General features: G+C 29.3%; 14 protein-coding genes. 12 read left to right on the forward strand and 2 right to left on the reverse strand.

Translation table 11 applies throughout. The annotated features are described in order from the left end of the window. Nucleotides 1-2: 2 nt before the first annotated feature. Nucleotides 3-395, reverse strand: a complete 393-nt coding sequence (tatB, locus tag L8X50_RS02195; protein WP_133319203.1) for a Sec-independent protein translocase protein TatB — start codon at nt 393-395, stop codon at nt 3-5. Nucleotides 396-550: 155 nt separating this feature from the next. Between tatB and L8X50_RS02200 the strand changes: the two genes are divergently transcribed. Continuing rightward, nucleotides 551-1,603 (forward strand): permease, encoded by a 1,053-nt coding sequence (locus L8X50_RS02200; RefSeq protein ID WP_263660280.1) that lies wholly within the window; start codon nt 551-553, stop codon nt 1,601-1,603. Nucleotides 1,604-1,611: 8 nt separating this feature from the next. Continuing rightward, complete coding sequence (locus L8X50_RS02205; RefSeq protein ID WP_133319201.1) at nt 1,612-1,929, forward strand: ArsR/SmtB family transcription factor; 318 nt, start codon at nt 1,612-1,614, stop codon at nt 1,927-1,929. On the opposite strand, the gene hemW is transcribed toward L8X50_RS02205, so the two are convergent. Next, nucleotides 1,926-2,975 carry a radical SAM family heme chaperone HemW gene (hemW, locus tag L8X50_RS02210; protein WP_263660281.1) on the reverse strand — a complete coding sequence of 350 codons (1,050 nt, stop codon included), beginning with the start codon at nt 2,973-2,975 and terminating at the stop codon, nt 1,926-1,928. The genes L8X50_RS02205 and hemW overlap by 4 nt on opposite strands. Nucleotides 2,976-3,055: 80 nt before the next feature. Here hemW and L8X50_RS02215 point away from each other — a divergent pair, with 80 nt between their 5' ends. The 10 genes from L8X50_RS02215 to L8X50_RS02260 all read left to right on the forward strand — a co-directional run bounded on the left by L8X50_RS02215 (nt 3,056) and on the right by L8X50_RS02260 (nt 15,539). Next, nucleotides 3,056-3,526 (forward strand): RNA pyrophosphohydrolase, encoded by a 471-nt coding sequence (locus tag L8X50_RS02215; RefSeq protein ID WP_133319199.1) that lies wholly within the window; start codon nt 3,056-3,058, stop codon nt 3,524-3,526. Next, nucleotides 3,526-4,728 (forward strand): aspartate kinase, encoded by a 1,203-nt coding sequence (locus L8X50_RS02220; protein ID WP_220566666.1) that lies wholly within the window; start codon nt 3,526-3,528, stop codon nt 4,726-4,728. The genes L8X50_RS02215 and L8X50_RS02220 overlap by 1 nt, the downstream gene beginning before the upstream one ends. Beyond that, on the forward strand, nt 4,729-5,265 hold the full coding sequence (locus L8X50_RS02225; RefSeq protein WP_263660282.1) for a HobA family DNA replication regulator: 537 nt from the start codon (nt 4,729-4,731) through the stop codon (nt 5,263-5,265). 41 nt (nt 5,266-5,306) lie between these two features. After that, nucleotides 5,307-5,918 carry a DNA polymerase III subunit delta' gene (locus tag L8X50_RS02230; RefSeq protein ID WP_263660352.1) on the forward strand — a complete coding sequence of 204 codons (612 nt, stop codon included), beginning with the start codon at nt 5,307-5,309 and terminating at the stop codon, nt 5,916-5,918. Beyond that, a complete protein-coding gene (folP, locus tag L8X50_RS02235) occupies nt 5,905-7,047 on the forward strand; it encodes a dihydropteroate synthase (protein ID WP_263660283.1) in 1,143 nt (380 codons plus the stop codon). Before L8X50_RS02230 ends, folP begins: the two co-directional genes overlap by 14 nt. A gap of 2 nt (nt 7,048-7,049) precedes the next feature. Then, on the forward strand, nt 7,050-9,005 hold the full coding sequence (ligA, locus tag L8X50_RS02240; RefSeq protein ID WP_263660284.1) for an NAD-dependent DNA ligase LigA: 1,956 nt from the start codon (nt 7,050-7,052) through the stop codon (nt 9,003-9,005). Continuing rightward, the gene (locus tag L8X50_RS02245; protein WP_263660285.1) at nt 8,995-9,717 is read left to right on the forward strand and encodes a TlyA family RNA methyltransferase; all 723 of its coding nucleotides are present in this window, start codon (nt 8,995-8,997) and stop codon (nt 9,715-9,717) included. The genes ligA and L8X50_RS02245 overlap by 11 nt, the downstream gene beginning before the upstream one ends. Continuing rightward, complete coding sequence (locus tag L8X50_RS02250; RefSeq protein WP_263660286.1) at nt 9,683-10,534, forward strand: bifunctional riboflavin kinase/FAD synthetase; 852 nt, start codon at nt 9,683-9,685, stop codon at nt 10,532-10,534. Before L8X50_RS02245 ends, L8X50_RS02250 begins: the two co-directional genes overlap by 35 nt. Further along, on the forward strand, nt 10,524-11,228 hold the full coding sequence (cmoA, locus tag L8X50_RS02255) for a carboxy-S-adenosyl-L-methionine synthase CmoA (RefSeq protein WP_220566673.1): 705 nt from the start codon (nt 10,524-10,526) through the stop codon (nt 11,226-11,228). Before L8X50_RS02250 ends, cmoA begins: the two co-directional genes overlap by 11 nt. A 189-nt stretch (nt 11,229-11,417) precedes the next feature. Then, nucleotides 11,418-15,539: a hypothetical protein gene (locus L8X50_RS02260; protein WP_263660287.1), complete on the forward strand. Its 4,122-nt coding sequence runs from the start codon at nt 11,418-11,420 to the stop codon at nt 15,537-15,539. Nucleotides 15,540-15,668: the final 129 nt, after the last annotated feature.

The raw sequence follows: 15,668 nt of genomic DNA on the forward strand, positions 1-15,668 counted from the left end.
TCTTAGCTTTCCATTTTTTGAGTATTTTTTTCATCTTTTTGAGTTTTTTCTTCTACACGCGAAAGTTCTTGTATATCTTTTTCTAAATCATTAATTTCACTTTTTAACTCTTTGGTATTATTTAAAATATCTTCTTTGAGTTGATCAAATTCTTCAAAACTCAGTTTTTTTCTGATATTTTCGTTAGTTTGTGAAAATTCATCTTTGTATTTTTGTGCTTCATCTTTTAACTCTGCTATTTTTAATTCTTTATTGATACTTGCTTTTGCTTCATCAATATTACTTTTAATGGCTTTTAAAATTTTTGCAATTTCAACTATAGTTGAAGGTAGTTTTTCAGGCCCAAGAACTAAAATAGCTATAACTAAAATAACTAAAATTTCTCCAAAACTCATTATTTTATCTTCTTTCGCTTAAATATATAGTTTGCATTTTACATAAAAATACTTAAAAATACTATTACTTTTATAATATTAATATATAAAGATATATTGATATATTAATATATTTTAGTTATAATCACAAAAATTAAAATATTGAAAGGAAAAATATGTGGGACAAAATTTTAACTATTTTACAAGAATTTCTGTTTCTTTTTAGCGAAATTTCAATTTTGTTTATTTTGGTAAGTATGCTTGTTGCTTTTGTGAATGAAAAGTATTCTAAATTTTTTGAGACTCACCTAAAAAGTGATGGATTTGGAAGCTATATAAAAGCTATATTTTTAGGTGCTTTAACACCTTTTTGTTCGTGTTCAAGTATACCACTTTTAAATGCTTTTTTAAGAGCAGGCGTTCCTTTAGGTGTATGTATAGCTTATCTTAGCACCTCGCCTTTAATTAATCCTATTATTTTAGTGATGTTTATAGCGAGTTTTGGAGTTAAGATAACCTTGCTTTATGTAGGATTTTTATTTGGGATTATTTTATTGCTTGCTTTTGGGATTTCAAAAACCAACACAAGAGTATTTTTCAATGAAAATTTTTTAAATAATGAACTTCAAGAAGGACAAACAAAATCTTGTTGTTCTAGTGTTAAGTCACAACCTACTACGCAAACTTCATGTTGTTCCAGCACTAAACCTAGTCAGTTTTTCACTCAAAGTTCATGTTGTTTAGGCTCTAAAATAACTCAGTCGGCTATGCAAAGTTCTTGTTGCTCGTCAAATAATTCATTACTTAAATTTGCAAAACCTGAAAGTAGATTAAAAAAATACTTCACTCAAAGTTTAAAAGAATACAAAAAAATCTTACCTTATATTATTATTGGTATGGCTATAGGAGCTACAATACACGGTGCTTTCCCGCAAAATTTCTTTGAGGAATATCTTAAAGATTATGGAATTTTGGGTGTGATTATAGCTGCTTTTATAGGGGTTTTGCTTTATATGAATTGCACTGCTATGATTCCAGTTGCCTTGTCTTTGACTCAAGCTGGTGTACCTTTAGGGATTATGATGAGTTTTCTAATAGCAGGAGCAGGGTGTTCTTTACCTGAACTTATTTTGCTTAAAAGAATTTTTAAAACAAGCTTTTTGTTTTTATTTGCAGGTATGATTGTTTTTATTGCAATTAGTTTTGGGCTTTTAATATTTTTTATATAAGGAATTTTATGCAAGAATTTTTAAAAATAACAAGTGCAATTAACGATGAAAGCAGGATTTTAATCCTAGCTTTTTTACAAAAATATGGAAAACTTTGTGTGTGTGATTTGCAAAGCTCTTTAAATATGAGTCAATCAAGGCTTTCAAGACATTTAAAAATTTTAAAAGAAGCTAATTTTTTAGAAGTAGATAGACAGGGTGTTTGGGCGTATTATGGAGTAAAAGAAAATTTAAATAATTTTTGCAGCGATATATTAAAAAATATCAATGAACTTTCTATAAAGCTTCCTGAATTTAAAAGAATTTCTTGTGAATGCAAAGCTTAAGTGCTAATATACAAAGCTAGTTCATCGCTTAAAAGATAATTAGTATTATAAAAAATTCCATTTTTATATACTAATTTCCCTTTTTTGCTAAGAAACATTGCCTTTTCTTTTTCTAAAGGTTCTAGCTTTGTTTCATCCACTCCTATAATGCTTCTAAGTCCTAGAAAAATATGCTCTAAACACAAATCTTGTAAATTTAAATTTTCAACCTCCCTAAAACAAGGATTTGCTATATAATCTTTTAAACTTTTTTTAGTATAAAATCTTTGATTTTTTGAAAATCCTACTGCACTTAAACCACATCCTATATAGTCTTTTCCTTGCCAATAAGCAAGATTATGTTTGCAAATTTGTCCAAAATTACTGATTTCATATTGTTTATAACCAAGATTTTCAATTGCTTTGATAAAATGTTTTGCAAGGCGTGGAGCGTTTTTTTTATAATGAAATTTTTTAGCAAATCTTGTCTTTTCTTCTATAGTTAAATTATAAGCACTCACATGGCTAATATCAATTAAAGCGAGTTTAGAAATTTCATAATCAAGCATTTTACCATCATCGAGTTTTGTATCATAAATTAAGTCTAAATTTATATTATTAAATCCTGCTTTTTTTGCATTTTCTATACTTGTAAAAATGCTTTTTTGATCATGAATACGCCCAAGGAATTGTAATTTTTTTTCATGAAAACTTTGCACCCCAAAAGAAATGCGGTTAAAACCTAAATTTTTTATCTCTTTAAGCCAAGAAAAATTGCTTGAGTTAGGATTTGCTTCTATGCTTATTTCATTATTTTTTTGTAAATAACTTTGCAAAAAAATAAAAATTTTTTCATAAAAATTAACACTCATTAAACTAGGAGTACCACCGCCTATAAAAATAGTTTTTATGGAATTTTTATCAAGCTTGAAAAAATCTAATTGATATTTTATATCTTGCATTAATGCGTTTAGATAATCTTTTTCAAAATCTTTTTTTTTAAGTGAAGTAAAAGAACAATAAAAACATTTACTTTCGCAAAATGGTATATGTATATATAAATGCATAAAACTTCTTTAAAATGTGATTATAAATTCGTATTTTTTTGTTAGAATTATATTATTAAAAAGTCAAGGATAAGAAAATCATGGAAAAAGAAAAAAAATATAGGCCAAATGTAGCCGCAATAGTGCTATCATCAGCTTATCCTTTTGAATGTAAAATTTTACTCGCTAAACGCAATGATATGGAAAATATATGGCAGTTTCCTCAAGGTGGAATAGATGAGGGAGAGGATGCTAAAAGTGCGTTATTTAGAGAATTAAAAGAAGAAATAGGTACAGATGAGATTGAAATTTTAGCCGAACATCCTGAATGGATTAGTTATGATTTTCCACCTAAGGTTGCACAAAAAATGTATCCTTATGATGGTCAAAATCAAAAATATTTTTTAGTTAGATTAAAAAACAAAGCTATTGTTAATCTAAATACTAAAAATCCTGAATTTGATGCTTATAAATTTGCTTCATTAGAAGATGTGTATGATATGATTAATCATTTTAAAAAGCCTATATATATTAGAGTTTTAAAATATTTTAAAGAAAGGGGGTATATTTAATGCTGGTCGTACAAAAATATGGGGGAACGAGTGTAGGAACGCTTGAGCGTATCGATGAAGTTGCTAAAAGAGTGGCAAAAAGTAAAAAAACTTGCGATAAATTAGTTGTAGTAGTTTCTGCAATGAGTGGAGTTACCAATGAGCTTATTGATTTTGCACATCATTTTAGTAAAAATCCTTCAGGTCGTGAGATGGATATGCTTTTAAGTAGTGGTGAGCGTGTAACTTCATCTTTACTTGCTATTGCATTAAATGAAATGGGTTTAAAAGCTACTGCATTTTCCGGACGCAATGCAGGGATTATTACAGATGATGTTTATACTAAAGCAAGAATTGAACACATTGATACTGCAAATATCAATACAGCTTTAGATGAGGGGTATATTGTAGTAGTTGCTGGCTTTCAAGGTATCGACAAAATGGGTAATGTTACTACTTTGGGTCGTGGTGGAAGTGACTTAAGTGCAGTTGCATTAGCAGGAGCTTTAAATGCTGATTTGTGTGAAATTTATACTGATGTAGATGGGGTATATACTACCGATCCTAGAATTGAGCCAAAGGCTAAAAAGCTAGATAAAATTTCTTATGAAGAAATGCTAGAGCTTGCAAGTTTGGGAGCTAAAGTTTTACAAAATCGCTCTGTAGAGCTTGCTAAAAAATTAAATGTAAAATTAGTTACTAGAAGTAGCTTTAATGAAAATGAAGGGACGATCATTACTAAGGAGGAAAATATGGAACAAGCTTTGGTTAGTGGTATAGCACTAGATAAAAACCAAGCAAGGGTTACTTTAAGAAATATTGATGATAAGCCAGGAATTGCTGCTGAAATTTTTGGGACTTTAGCAAATGAAAATATCAATGTAGATATGATTATCCAAAATGTAGGTGTAGATGGAGCTACAAATTTGGGCTTTACTGTGCCTGAAAACGAGCTTGATTTAGCAACTAATGCTATGAAAAAAGTTTTAGGTGCTAATGCTAATATAGAAACAGATAGTGCAGTGGTAAAAGTTTCAGTTGTGGGTGTGGGTATGAAATCACATTCTGGAGTAGCTTCAGCAGCTTTTAAAGCATTGGCAAATGAAAATATTAACATACAAATGATTTCTACAAGTGAAATTAAAATTTCAGTCATCGTGCATGAAAAATATGGCGAATTAGCTGTAAGAGTATTGCATGAAGTTTATAAACTAGATGTATAAATGAGCAATAGTTTTTTAAAATTTACCCTAGAGCAAATCCGAGAAAATGGCACTTATACAAGTTGGTTAGAAGAAAGGCGTCTTGAATGGTCGCCTTTGATAGCTTCTAAATTAGCTTTGCTTTTACAAGGTTATACTTTTATTGTGATTACTGATGAGCAAAGAACATGGTTTGAAGAGTATTTTTTAAGCCAAATCAATGCTAGTACCACAAGACCTTTAGTGCCTTTTGTGTCTTTAAAAGGAATTTATAATAAGGCTTGCAATACCCAAGAAGATATAGATTTGCTAAATGATCTTTTGAGTATTTCTTTTCCCAATGGTTATGCTTTTTTTTATATAGGAACTAATACAGGATTTAAATTTAAAATCGCTAATTCTAAAGCAGAAAGTATGCTTTGGCTTTTTGATGAGCAATTGCAAAATAGCTTTTATCTTTCCTCACGCGATAAGGAATTAGACTATAAACTTATTTCTTTATATAAAGTATTTGAGCAAAGCTTAGAGGCTGTGCTTTTTTCTAAGGTAGAAATTTGAATCTAAGAAATAAAATCATTATCCATAATGATTTTGAGTTTATGCAAGAAAAACTCACAGAAGAATATGGAACAAAAAATCTTAGATTTTTCATACCTAAAAACCCTGATTTAGAATTAAGATTAAATGACTTAACTTATGACAAAAACGCTCAAGCAACGGCAAGGGCTATTATGAAAGAAAGTTATATGGCTGAAGCACAAGCTAAAATTATTGTTATACTAGCTAAGTCTTTTCGTGAAGAAGCACAAAATTTTTTATTAAAACTTTTTGAAGAGCCACCAAAAAATGTATATTTTATTATCGTAGCTCCTTCAAAAAATGTTTTTTTACCTACTATACTTTCAAGATTTATCATAGAAAAGCATAAAATTCAAAAAGAAAAGATGTCTTTAAATTTAGATCTTAAAAAAATGGATCTAGCTCAAATTGCTTCATTATTAAAACAATATGAAAATATAGACAAGCATGAGTGTTTAGAGTTAATTAGCACTTTAAGTCATGAATGTTTTAAACAAGATATAAAATTAAACGATGAAGAAATTGAATTTTTTTATAAAGCTTATGAGCTAGCTAAATTAAATGCAAAGCCAACTATTTTACTAAGCACCATAGCTTTAATTTTACACGAGAGAAAAAATGAAAATCATTAAAATCAATCCCAACACAGACTTTGAGCAAATTTCTAAATATATAAAGCCACATAAAGCAGGTGAGAAAATTATGAGTGAAAAAACTCAAATTCATTTTTTTCTTATTAAAGAGTTAAGAGCACCTGCTGCAAATATACTTAAACAAGACGCACTAAGGGTTGGAGCTGAACTTGTAACACATAAAGAAGTTATACTAGGTAAAGAACATACTAATGCCTTACTTATGGTAACACAAGATCAAGCTAAAAAGCTTATAGAAAAAGAAAAACTACAAGATTTTAAGCTTAAAAATTTAGCACTATTTTTAAAGTCTAATTTCGCTAAACCAAAATATGCAAAAATTATGGGTGTGATTAATATTAATGAAGATAGTTTTAACGCTCAAAGTAGGGTTAAAGAAAATGAAGTTTTAGAAAAAATCGAACTCATGATTTCTCAAGGGGCTGATTATATAGATATAGGCGGGGTTTCTTCAAGGCCTGGAAGTGTGTATTGTGGGAAAGAAGAAGAGTTTAAACGCTTAAAAAATACCCTAGATTTAATCTATAAAGAAAAACTTTATGAAAAATGTATTTTTAGTTTAGATAGTTTTGATGAGTATTGTTTAGAATATGCTTTAAATAAAGGCTTTAAGCTTATTAATGATATCACCGGTTTTAAAAATGAAAATTTAGCCAAACTAGCTTTAAAATACAAAGCCACTTATACACTCATGCATATACAAAATACCCCACAAAATATGCAAGATAACCCGCATTATGAAGATGTACTCGCTGAGCTTGATGATTTTTTTACACAAAAGCTAGAAAGGCTAAGTGAGCTTGGTTTAGAAGATGTGATTTTAGATGTTGGTATTGGTTTTGGTAAAAGCCCTTGGCATAATATGATGTTAATCAAACATTTAGAGCATTTTTTACGCTTTGAAAAAGAACTTTTAATCGGAGCTAGTAGGAAAAGTATGATAAATGCTTATTTTAACTCAAGTGTTGAGCAAAGACTAGCAGGTACGCTTTATTTACATTTAGAGGCTTTTAAAAATGGTGCAAGTATTATAAGAGTGCATGATGTGTATGAACATAAGCAAATGTTTGAACTTGCAAAAGCTATGGATGAACTTTCTTTGGAGTAATGATGACTTATCAAGAGTATTTAGAAAAGGTAAAATTAGCAAAAGAATGGATGAGGGCTTATTATGAAGATGATGAGCCTTTAGCAAGCGATGAAGAATATGATAAACTTATAAGAGAGTTAAAAGCATTTGAAATGCTTCATCAAGAAAAGATTTCTAAAGATTCTCCTACGCAAAATATCGCCCCAACTATACAAAGTGAGTTTCATAAACTTGCACATAGTGCAAAAATGTGGTCTATGGAAGATGTTTTTGATGAAGCTGAGCTTAGAGCTTGGGCAAAAAGAGCTAAATGTGAGTTTGATTTTTTCATAGAACCTAAATTTGATGGAGCGAGTTTAAATCTTACTTATGAAAATGGTATTTTAATCAGCGGTGCTACAAGGGGTGATGGAGAAGTGGGCGAGGATATTACTTTAAATGTAAAAGAAATATCAAACATACCCCAAAAAATTCCTTATAAAGACAAGATAGAAATTCGTGGCGAAGTAGTGATTTTAAAAGAAGATTTTGAAAAAATCAATGAAAAAAGAGCTAAAGATGGCTTAAGTTTATTTGCAAACCCACGCAACGCAGCAAGTGGTTCACTAAGACAGCTTGATACAAGCATTACAAAAGAAAGAAATTTAAAATTTTATCCTTGGGGAGTGGGGGAGAATTCTTTAGAATTTAGCAAACACTCTGAAGTGATGGAGTTTGTAAGAAGTCTTGGCTTTTTAAAAGATGATTTTGTTTTTTGTGTGAAAACTTTAGATGAGGTTTTAGAAAAATATCATGAGCTTTTAGAAAAAAGAGATCAAAAACCTATGATGATGGATGGTATGGTTGTAAGGGTAGATGATTTAGCTCATTGTAAGCTTTTGGGTTATACTGTGAAATTTCCAAAATTTATGGCTGCATTTAAATTTCCTGCTTTAGAAAAAACTACAACATTGCTTGGGGTTAATTTACAAGTTGGAAGAAGCGGAGTGATCACTCCTGTGGCAGTGCTAGAACCTGTAAATTTAGATGGGGTTGTAGTAAAGTCTGCAACCTTGCATAATTTTGATGAGATAGCTAGACTTGGAGTGATGATAGGCGATAGTGTAAGTGTGATAAGAAGTGGCGATGTCATACCTAAAATCACTAAAGTTTTTACCCAAAGGCGTGATGGTTTAGAAAGTAAGATTACTAAACCAACTCTTTGTCCTGAGTGTTTTAGTGAGCTTTTAGATGAGGGTGCTTTTTTAAAATGCCAAAACTTAGATTGCAAGGCAAGACTTGTAAATTCCATTATACATTTTGTATCCAAAAAGTGTTTGAATATAGACGGTCTTGGAGAAAATATCGTCGAGCTTTTATTTAAAGAAGGAAAAATCACTAATATAGAAAGCATATTTTTCTTAAAATACAGCGATTTTGAAGGATTGGAAGGTTTTAAAGAGAAAAAAATCAACAATCTTCTAAGCGCTATTGAAAATGCAAAAAAATGCCCTTTATCAAGGTTTATCACTGCTTTGGGTATAGAGCATATCGGAGAAGTAGCAGCTAAAAAACTAGCGCAATCTTTTGGCTTTGAATGGTTTATGCAAAGCTATGAAGCTTATGCAAATTTAGAAGGCTTTGGTGAGCAAATGGCTAAAAGCTTAGAAGAATTTACCCATGTCAATGCAAATCGCATTAAACATTTTTACGAAATTTTACATTTAGAAGATGAGAAAAAAGAGCTTATTATAAATGAAAATATTTCTAATAAAACCTTTGTTATCACAGGTACTTTAAGCAAATCACGCGATCATTTTAAAGAACTAATCGAAAGCTTTGGAGCAAAAGTAAGTTCAAGCGTATCTAAAAAAACCGACTTTGTATTATATGGAAGCGAAGCAGGCTCAAAGCTTGAAAAGGCTCAAAGCTTAGGAGTTAAATGTATTGATGAGGCTGAGTTTAATGCTCTTTTAGGTGGTGCTGATGAGGTATGATGTCTTTGTAAGTGCAAAGTTAAACATTTCTCGCAATAAAGCTTGCGAGCTTATAGAAAACAAGCAAATTTTACTCAATGGCGAGTTTAAAAAAACCTCTTTTAAAATCACTTGCCAAAATCCTTTAGAAGATGAGAGTTTAAAACTCACGCTTTTAGAAGAGCTTTTTGTAAGCAGGGCTGCTTTTAAGCTCAAGCATTTTTTACAAGAGCATACATTTACCATCAAAGATAAAATTTGTTTAGATATAGGCTCATCGACTGGAGGCTTTGTACAAATTTTACATCAAAACAAGGCTAAACATATTACAGCTTTAGATGTGGGTTCTAACCAACTTCATGAGAGCTTAAGAAATTTAGAAAATATCCAAATTTGCGAAAATACTGATTTGCGTGAGTTTAAAAGTGAAATTTTATATGATGTTATCACTTGTGATGTGAGTTTTATCTCTTTAACGCATTTGATTTATCATATAGATAAACTTGCTAAAGATCTTATCATCTTACTTTTTAAACCTCAATTTGAAGTAGGTAAAAATGCTAAACGCGATAAAAATGGAGTAGTAAAAGATGCCAAAGCTATTAAAACTGCCAAAGAAAGCTTTGAAAAAACTTGTGCAAAGCTTGGCTGGATCTTACAAGTAAGTCAAGAGTCGCACTTAAAAGGAAAAGAAGGTAATGTTGAGTTTTTCTACGCCTATAGAAAAAACTAAAATCACAAATTTAGCCATAGGGCGTTTTGATGGTATGCATTTGGGGCATTTTGAGCTTTTTAAGCATTTAGATGAAAACGGAGCTTTGTTTATCATCACTAAAGAGGAAAAAGAAGCCCTAACGCCTAAGGATTTTAGAGTAAATTTAGTTGATTTTCCTATGATTTTTTGTGATTTTGATAAAATCAAAAACTATAAAGGCGAGGATTTTTTAAAGCTTTTAAAGCAAGAATTTCCCAAGCTAGAAAAAATCATCGTAGGTTATGATTTTAAATTTGGTAAAGAAAGAAAATGCAGTGCCAAAGACATACAAAGCCTTTGTGGTATAAACACCATCATCGTAGATGAGTTTAAAATTCAAAATAAAAGTGTTCATACAAGTATGATTAAAACCTTACTTAAAGAAGCTAAAGTTAAAGAAGCTAAAAATTTTCTAGGTAGGTTTTATACTATACAAGCAAATATCATCAAAGGCCAAGGTATAGGTGCTAAAGAGCTTTTTGCAACTTTAAATTTATATGCAAAAGACTTCTTTTTACCCAAAGATGGCGTATATGCGACTTTAGTAAAGATTGAAAATAAAAGCTATCATAGTGTAAGTTTTATAGGCATAAGATCTACTGATGAAAATTTTGCTTTAGAAACGCATATTTTAGATGAAAATTTCACAAACACAAAAGCAATTTCAGTTGAGTTAAGTTTTATTGACTATATAAGAGCTAATGAGAAATTTAACGACTTAGCCTTATTAAAAGCACAAATTAGTAAAGATATTGACAAAGCAAAAGAAATTTTAGGAAGATTAAATGAAAGATGAAATTTTTAAAAAACCCTTAGAAAAACAATTTGAATTTGATAAAAGCGTAGCAAGTGTTTTTGATGATATGGTGTCAAGATCTGTGCCTTTTTATACGCAAAATTTAAAACTCATAGTCGAACTTATTGATCATTTTGCACCACAAAATGCGAGAATTTGTGATCTTGGTTGCTCTACGGCTAGTTTATTGCTTGCACTTTATGAAAAAAGAAAAGATTTTCTTTTAAGCGGGGTTGATGAAGCTAATGCTATGTTAGAGATCGCCAAAAACAAATGTCAAGCCTTTGGAGCTAGGGTAGAATTTCATCAAAAAAATTTAGATGATTTTGAGTTTTTTAAAAATGATGTTTTTATAGCTACTTATACTTTGCAGTTTATCCGCCCACCTAAAAGACAAGAATTAGTTGATAAAATCTATCAAAACTTAAAAGAAAATGGTATATTTGTGCTTAGTGAAAAAATTCTTTATGAAGATGTAAAAATAGCTAAAAAAATGATACAAATTTATGAGCAATATAAACTAGAGCAAGGTTATAGTAAGCTAGAAATTTCAAGCAAACGAGAAGCCTTAGAAAATGTCCTCATTCCTTATACTCAAAATGAAAACATAGCTATGCTTAAAAAGGCAGGATTTTCTAAAGTAGAAAGTGTTTTTAAATGGGTAAATTTTGAAACTTTCATAGCTTTTAAATGATAAATTTAATAGCTAAATTTTTAAATCGCTTTGTATAATTTTTTATAATTGTTAAAAATATTTATTATTTATAAATTAATAATTATTTATATATTTTAAAATAATTTATTATATAGTGTGATAATAAGTGATATTTTACTAAAAAAAGAGGTGTAATAATGTCTTATTATCGATATGGGGGGGGGTATAATGAATTCCTCTCTAGAAAGATTAAATACAAAGGAAAATTTTAATTATTCTAATACCCAAAGAATTAAAAATATTTTTTTATCTTTGGCAACTATATCTTTTTTAGCAATATGTGCTAATTCTAGTGTTGTTATAAGCGATCCATCTTCTTCTGGTTCTATAGAAATCTCTAAAGCAAGAAAAACAAGAGCTATAGATGATTGTGCAGTAAATAATGGCTGTACTATTATAGAAAGCAATAGCAATAGCGTAACTATATCAAACGCTCAAACAGCGATTATAAAAGAAGGAATAGCTGTTGGTGATGGCAATGGTTATGTTGGGGTAAATATTAATGATGTAAAAGACGGGAAAGTAAATTTAATCAATAATGGAACTATTATAACTCCTTGGGATACAGCTGGAGTAGCAGGTATTGTAAGTAATAATTCCAATATAGGAAGTATTGTTAATAATGGAATGTTTATAAAAGGTGTATGGGCAGGTAGTGATATAATTGCAGACAAAAGCACTATAGATAATATTACTAATAATACCACAATGCAATCGTGGGGTGATAATATAAGACTTAACAGAGGAACTAAAGTAGCTAGTATAATAAACAATGGAACTATGAATGCTTCTTGGAGTAATTGGTATTCTGGTGAAAATATAGTATTACTTGGTAATGATGAAGTAGCTAATATAATCAACTATGGAACTATGCAAGCAATTGGAAATGCCAATATAGTTCTTAGAAAGAATACAAAAGTAGATACTTTTGAAAATTACGGTTTAATGAAAGGTAGTGAAAGTGGCATTGAAGTAGAGAGTTCAAATATGAATACCTTGATTAACTCAGGAACCATACTAGGAATTAATGATACTGGTATTAGTTTTAATAATGCTATAGGTGGCACCCTTACTAATAAAGGAACTATAATAGGTAACAATAAGGGTATAAGTCTTAACACTAATACAACAATAGATACTTTTGAAAATAAAAACTTTATACAAGGCAATCAATACGGCATCAGGTTAGAAAATCAATCAACTTTAACCAATCTTAATAATACAGGAACCATACAAGGAAAACAAGCTGGTATTAGTTTTGATAGTGCTACAGGTGGCACCCTTACTAATGCAGGAAGCATAATAGGCAGTACTAACGGAATAAATCTTAACGCTAATGCAAAAATAAATACTCTCATTAATCAAAAAACCATACAAGGTGCTACTGCTATTGGAGTTAATAATAGCACTATTGTAGATTTTAAAAATTATGGAAGTATTATATCTACTACAGGTCCTAGTATATCTTTAATAAATTCAACTATGTCAAATTTTACTAATATAGCTGGTATTAATTCACAAAAAGAAATTCTCAATTTAAATGATTCAACTATAAAATCTTTTGTTAATTCAGGAGTATTAAATAGCCAAACATCTTCTATAAGTTTAAAAAACTCCACTCTAGAAAATCTAAGCAACTCAGGAACCATACGAGGAAAAGAAGCTGGTATTAGTTTTGAGAATGCTATAGGTGGCACCCTTACTAATACAGGAAGTATAATAGGAAGAGATAATACTTCTAACGGAATAAATATAAAAGGCACTTCTAAAGTAGATTCTATAATATCAACTAGTTCTAATGCTTTAATAGCAGGAGTTAATGCTGGTATTAATAATGAAGGAACTATAGGTAAAAATGATACTTCTAACGCAATCACTTTAAAACAAGGTACTATAACAGCATTGCAATGGAATAATGAACAAATAAATACCACAGGCAATGCTTTAATCAATAATGGAACTATACAAGGAAATATTTTTTTAACTGATAATGCTAAAATAATTGGAACATTAAAAAACACAAAAACTATTACAGGTGGCATTACCTTAAATAATTCCAATATAGCAAACATTAATAATGAAAAAACTTCTAATATACAAGGTAGCATAGAATTAAATTCTAATTCTCAAATAAACACAATTTCTAATGAAGGGACTATAAACAAAGATATTAAGCTAAATCAATCAACTATAGCAAACATCAATAATGCAGGAACTATAACTAATGGTATAAACTTAAGTAATAAAAGTGCTATAGGGGATATCACTAATAGTGGCAATGTAAATTCTATAACTTTAGCTAATAGTGGAATAACTAATATCACTAATAACAATCAAGCAAATTCTATAACTTTAGCTAATAATTCTTTTATTACTTCATTAAAAAACACAAAAACTATTACAGGTAGCATAGAATTAAATTCTAATTCTCAAATAAACACAATTTCTAATGAAGGGACTATAAACAAAGATATTAAGCTAAATCAATCAACTATAGCAAACATCAATAATGCAGGAACTATAACTAATGGTATAAACTTAAGTAATAAAAGTGCTATAGGGGATATAATAAATAATTCAACCATAGGTAAAGAAGCTACAATTTACAGTATGTCTAATGATCAAGTTTATGGTATTAAAAACCATGGTAATATTGGCCAAGTAAATAATAATGCGGTTATTTTCAATGGTATATATAATGCTAATTCTATAACTTCGTTATTAAATAATGGCAATATTTATAGTGGTATTAAAAATACTGGAACTATAGAATCTTTAGTTAATACTAAAAAAGCAATAATTCATGATGATATTGAAAATGATGGCACAATGAAATTAACTAATTATGGAACAATAGGAGGAATTACTAATAGCAATTCTTTCACTCTGATTAATGGTTATGTTCAAGGTTCTGGAAAACATGCAAAATATATTAGTGGTGTTTTAAATAAGAATAAAAATGGATACCATATTGAAAATAATGGCAAAGGTGTTTTTAGTATCAATAGTTGGTATTTTGATGCGCCTGAATTTTTAAATAAAGAAGATAGATTAAAAAATTCGGTTGTATTAGGTGGTAATAATCTTGGTGGTATTAAAGTAGATGAAGTTTATATTAATACTGCAAATTTAGATACTAAAAAAATATATGATAGTAATACTTTTTTTATTGATGAAAAAGGTAATAGTATAGGAAATAATACTAATGATGATAAAGGCATTGATGCAAAAAATATCCATAGTCTAACAGATATTTATTATTTTATGAATGTTCCTTCGGAAAAAGGAAAATATAGAGTTAGTGTAGATATTAATGAGTTAAGTGGTAAAACTTTAGCTAAATCTATGGTATATTCTGCAAGATTAAGAAGCATTAATGTGTCTAATTTGTTAAGAAATGCTGCTGGATTGAATTTGCAATCTGATTTATCTAAAAATAATCGTAAATATCTTGATTCAAATACAACATATTATTTTTTAAATCCATATTATAATCACTCTTCAGCTAAAATTGGAAAAAGTGTAGGGCAATTAAGAATGGATACTGCAGGTTTGATTGGTGGTTCATTTAAGCAATTGCCAAAAGATTATGGTGTTATAGGTTTTTATCTAGGTCATGAGGATAGCTCTAAAAAACAAAACACACAAAGATTAAATTTTGATGATAAAACATATTATGGTGGTTTAACTTATTATAATGTATTAAAAAGAAAAGGATTAGATGAATACTATTTTAGTGCATATTCAAAATTTGATTATACCAAGACAAATATAGAAAAGTCTTATAAAAATAATCCTGCTAGTTCTAAAGCAAATACATTAGTATATGGATATGGCGCTGAGGCAAAAATAGGTGCTAATTATTATAATGCTATAGATGTAGCTAGAGTATCTCCAGAAATTGGACTAAGTTATTATGGTATGAGTAGTAAGAATTTTAGTTTAAATCACTTAGGTGGAACAAAAGAACATTATTTGGCAGGTCAATTTAACTTTGTTGATGCAAGTGCAGCTTTAAAATGGTATAAGCCATGGACTGATAAGTTTAAATCTAATATAACCATAGGATCTATAGTAAATTTATATACTGATGCAAGAGGTAAGTTGAAATTAGATGAAAATACATTAACAGCCGATGTTATTACTTCCAAATACTATGGATTTGGGCAATTTGGATTATCTTATGCTCTTAATAAACATTCTGATATATCATTAAATTATGCGGGTGTGTTTACATTTGATAATACCACTTCTCATACTATGTTTTTAAAACTAGGTTTATGGTGGTAAGTATTTTTACATATCAACTAAAATAGTTGATATGTAATTTTAATTCCCTAGAGCTTACTTGAAATAATGCTAAACAACAAATTTATTTTCGCCTCCTTTAAAAATATTAGTAAGCTCGAACTAAATCAT

The organism is Campylobacter sp. CNRCH_2013_0898h (assembly GCF_025772965.1).
GTDB lineage: Bacteria > Campylobacterota > Campylobacteria > Campylobacterales > Campylobacteraceae > Campylobacter_D > Campylobacter_D lari_D.

Bases quoted from the DNA above. Each gene is read 5' to 3' on its own strand.
- tatB (WP_133319203.1), bottom strand. From the start codon at position 395: ATGAGTTTTGGAGAAATTTTAGTTATTTTAGTTATAGCTATTTTAGTT.
- L8X50_RS02200 (WP_263660280.1), top strand. From the start codon at position 551: ATGTGGGACAAAATTTTAACTATTTTACAAGAATTTCTGTTTCTTTTT.
- L8X50_RS02205 (WP_133319201.1), top strand. From the start codon at position 1,612: ATGCAAGAATTTTTAAAAATAACAAGTGCAATTAACGATGAAAGCAGG.
- hemW (WP_263660281.1), bottom strand. From the start codon at position 2,975: ATGCATTTATATATACATATACCATTTTGCGAAAGTAAATGTTTTTAT.
- L8X50_RS02215 (WP_133319199.1), top strand. From the start codon at position 3,056: ATGGAAAAAGAAAAAAAATATAGGCCAAATGTAGCCGCAATAGTGCTA.
- L8X50_RS02220 (WP_220566666.1), top strand. From the start codon at position 3,526: ATGCTGGTCGTACAAAAATATGGGGGAACGAGTGTAGGAACGCTTGAG.
- L8X50_RS02225 (WP_263660282.1), top strand. From the start codon at position 4,729: ATGAGCAATAGTTTTTTAAAATTTACCCTAGAGCAAATCCGAGAAAAT.
- L8X50_RS02230 (WP_263660352.1), top strand. From the start codon at position 5,307: ATGCAAGAAAAACTCACAGAAGAATATGGAACAAAAAATCTTAGATTT.
- folP (WP_263660283.1), top strand. From the start codon at position 5,905: ATGAAAATCATTAAAATCAATCCCAACACAGACTTTGAGCAAATTTCT.
- ligA (WP_263660284.1), top strand. From the start codon at position 7,050: ATGACTTATCAAGAGTATTTAGAAAAGGTAAAATTAGCAAAAGAATGG.
- L8X50_RS02245 (WP_263660285.1), top strand. From the start codon at position 8,995: ATGAGGTATGATGTCTTTGTAAGTGCAAAGTTAAACATTTCTCGCAAT.
- L8X50_RS02250 (WP_263660286.1), top strand. From the start codon at position 9,683: ATGTTGAGTTTTTCTACGCCTATAGAAAAAACTAAAATCACAAATTTA.
- cmoA (WP_220566673.1), top strand. From the start codon at position 10,524: ATGAAAGATGAAATTTTTAAAAAACCCTTAGAAAAACAATTTGAATTT.
- L8X50_RS02260 (WP_263660287.1), top strand. From the start codon at position 11,418: ATGAATTCCTCTCTAGAAAGATTAAATACAAAGGAAAATTTTAATTAT.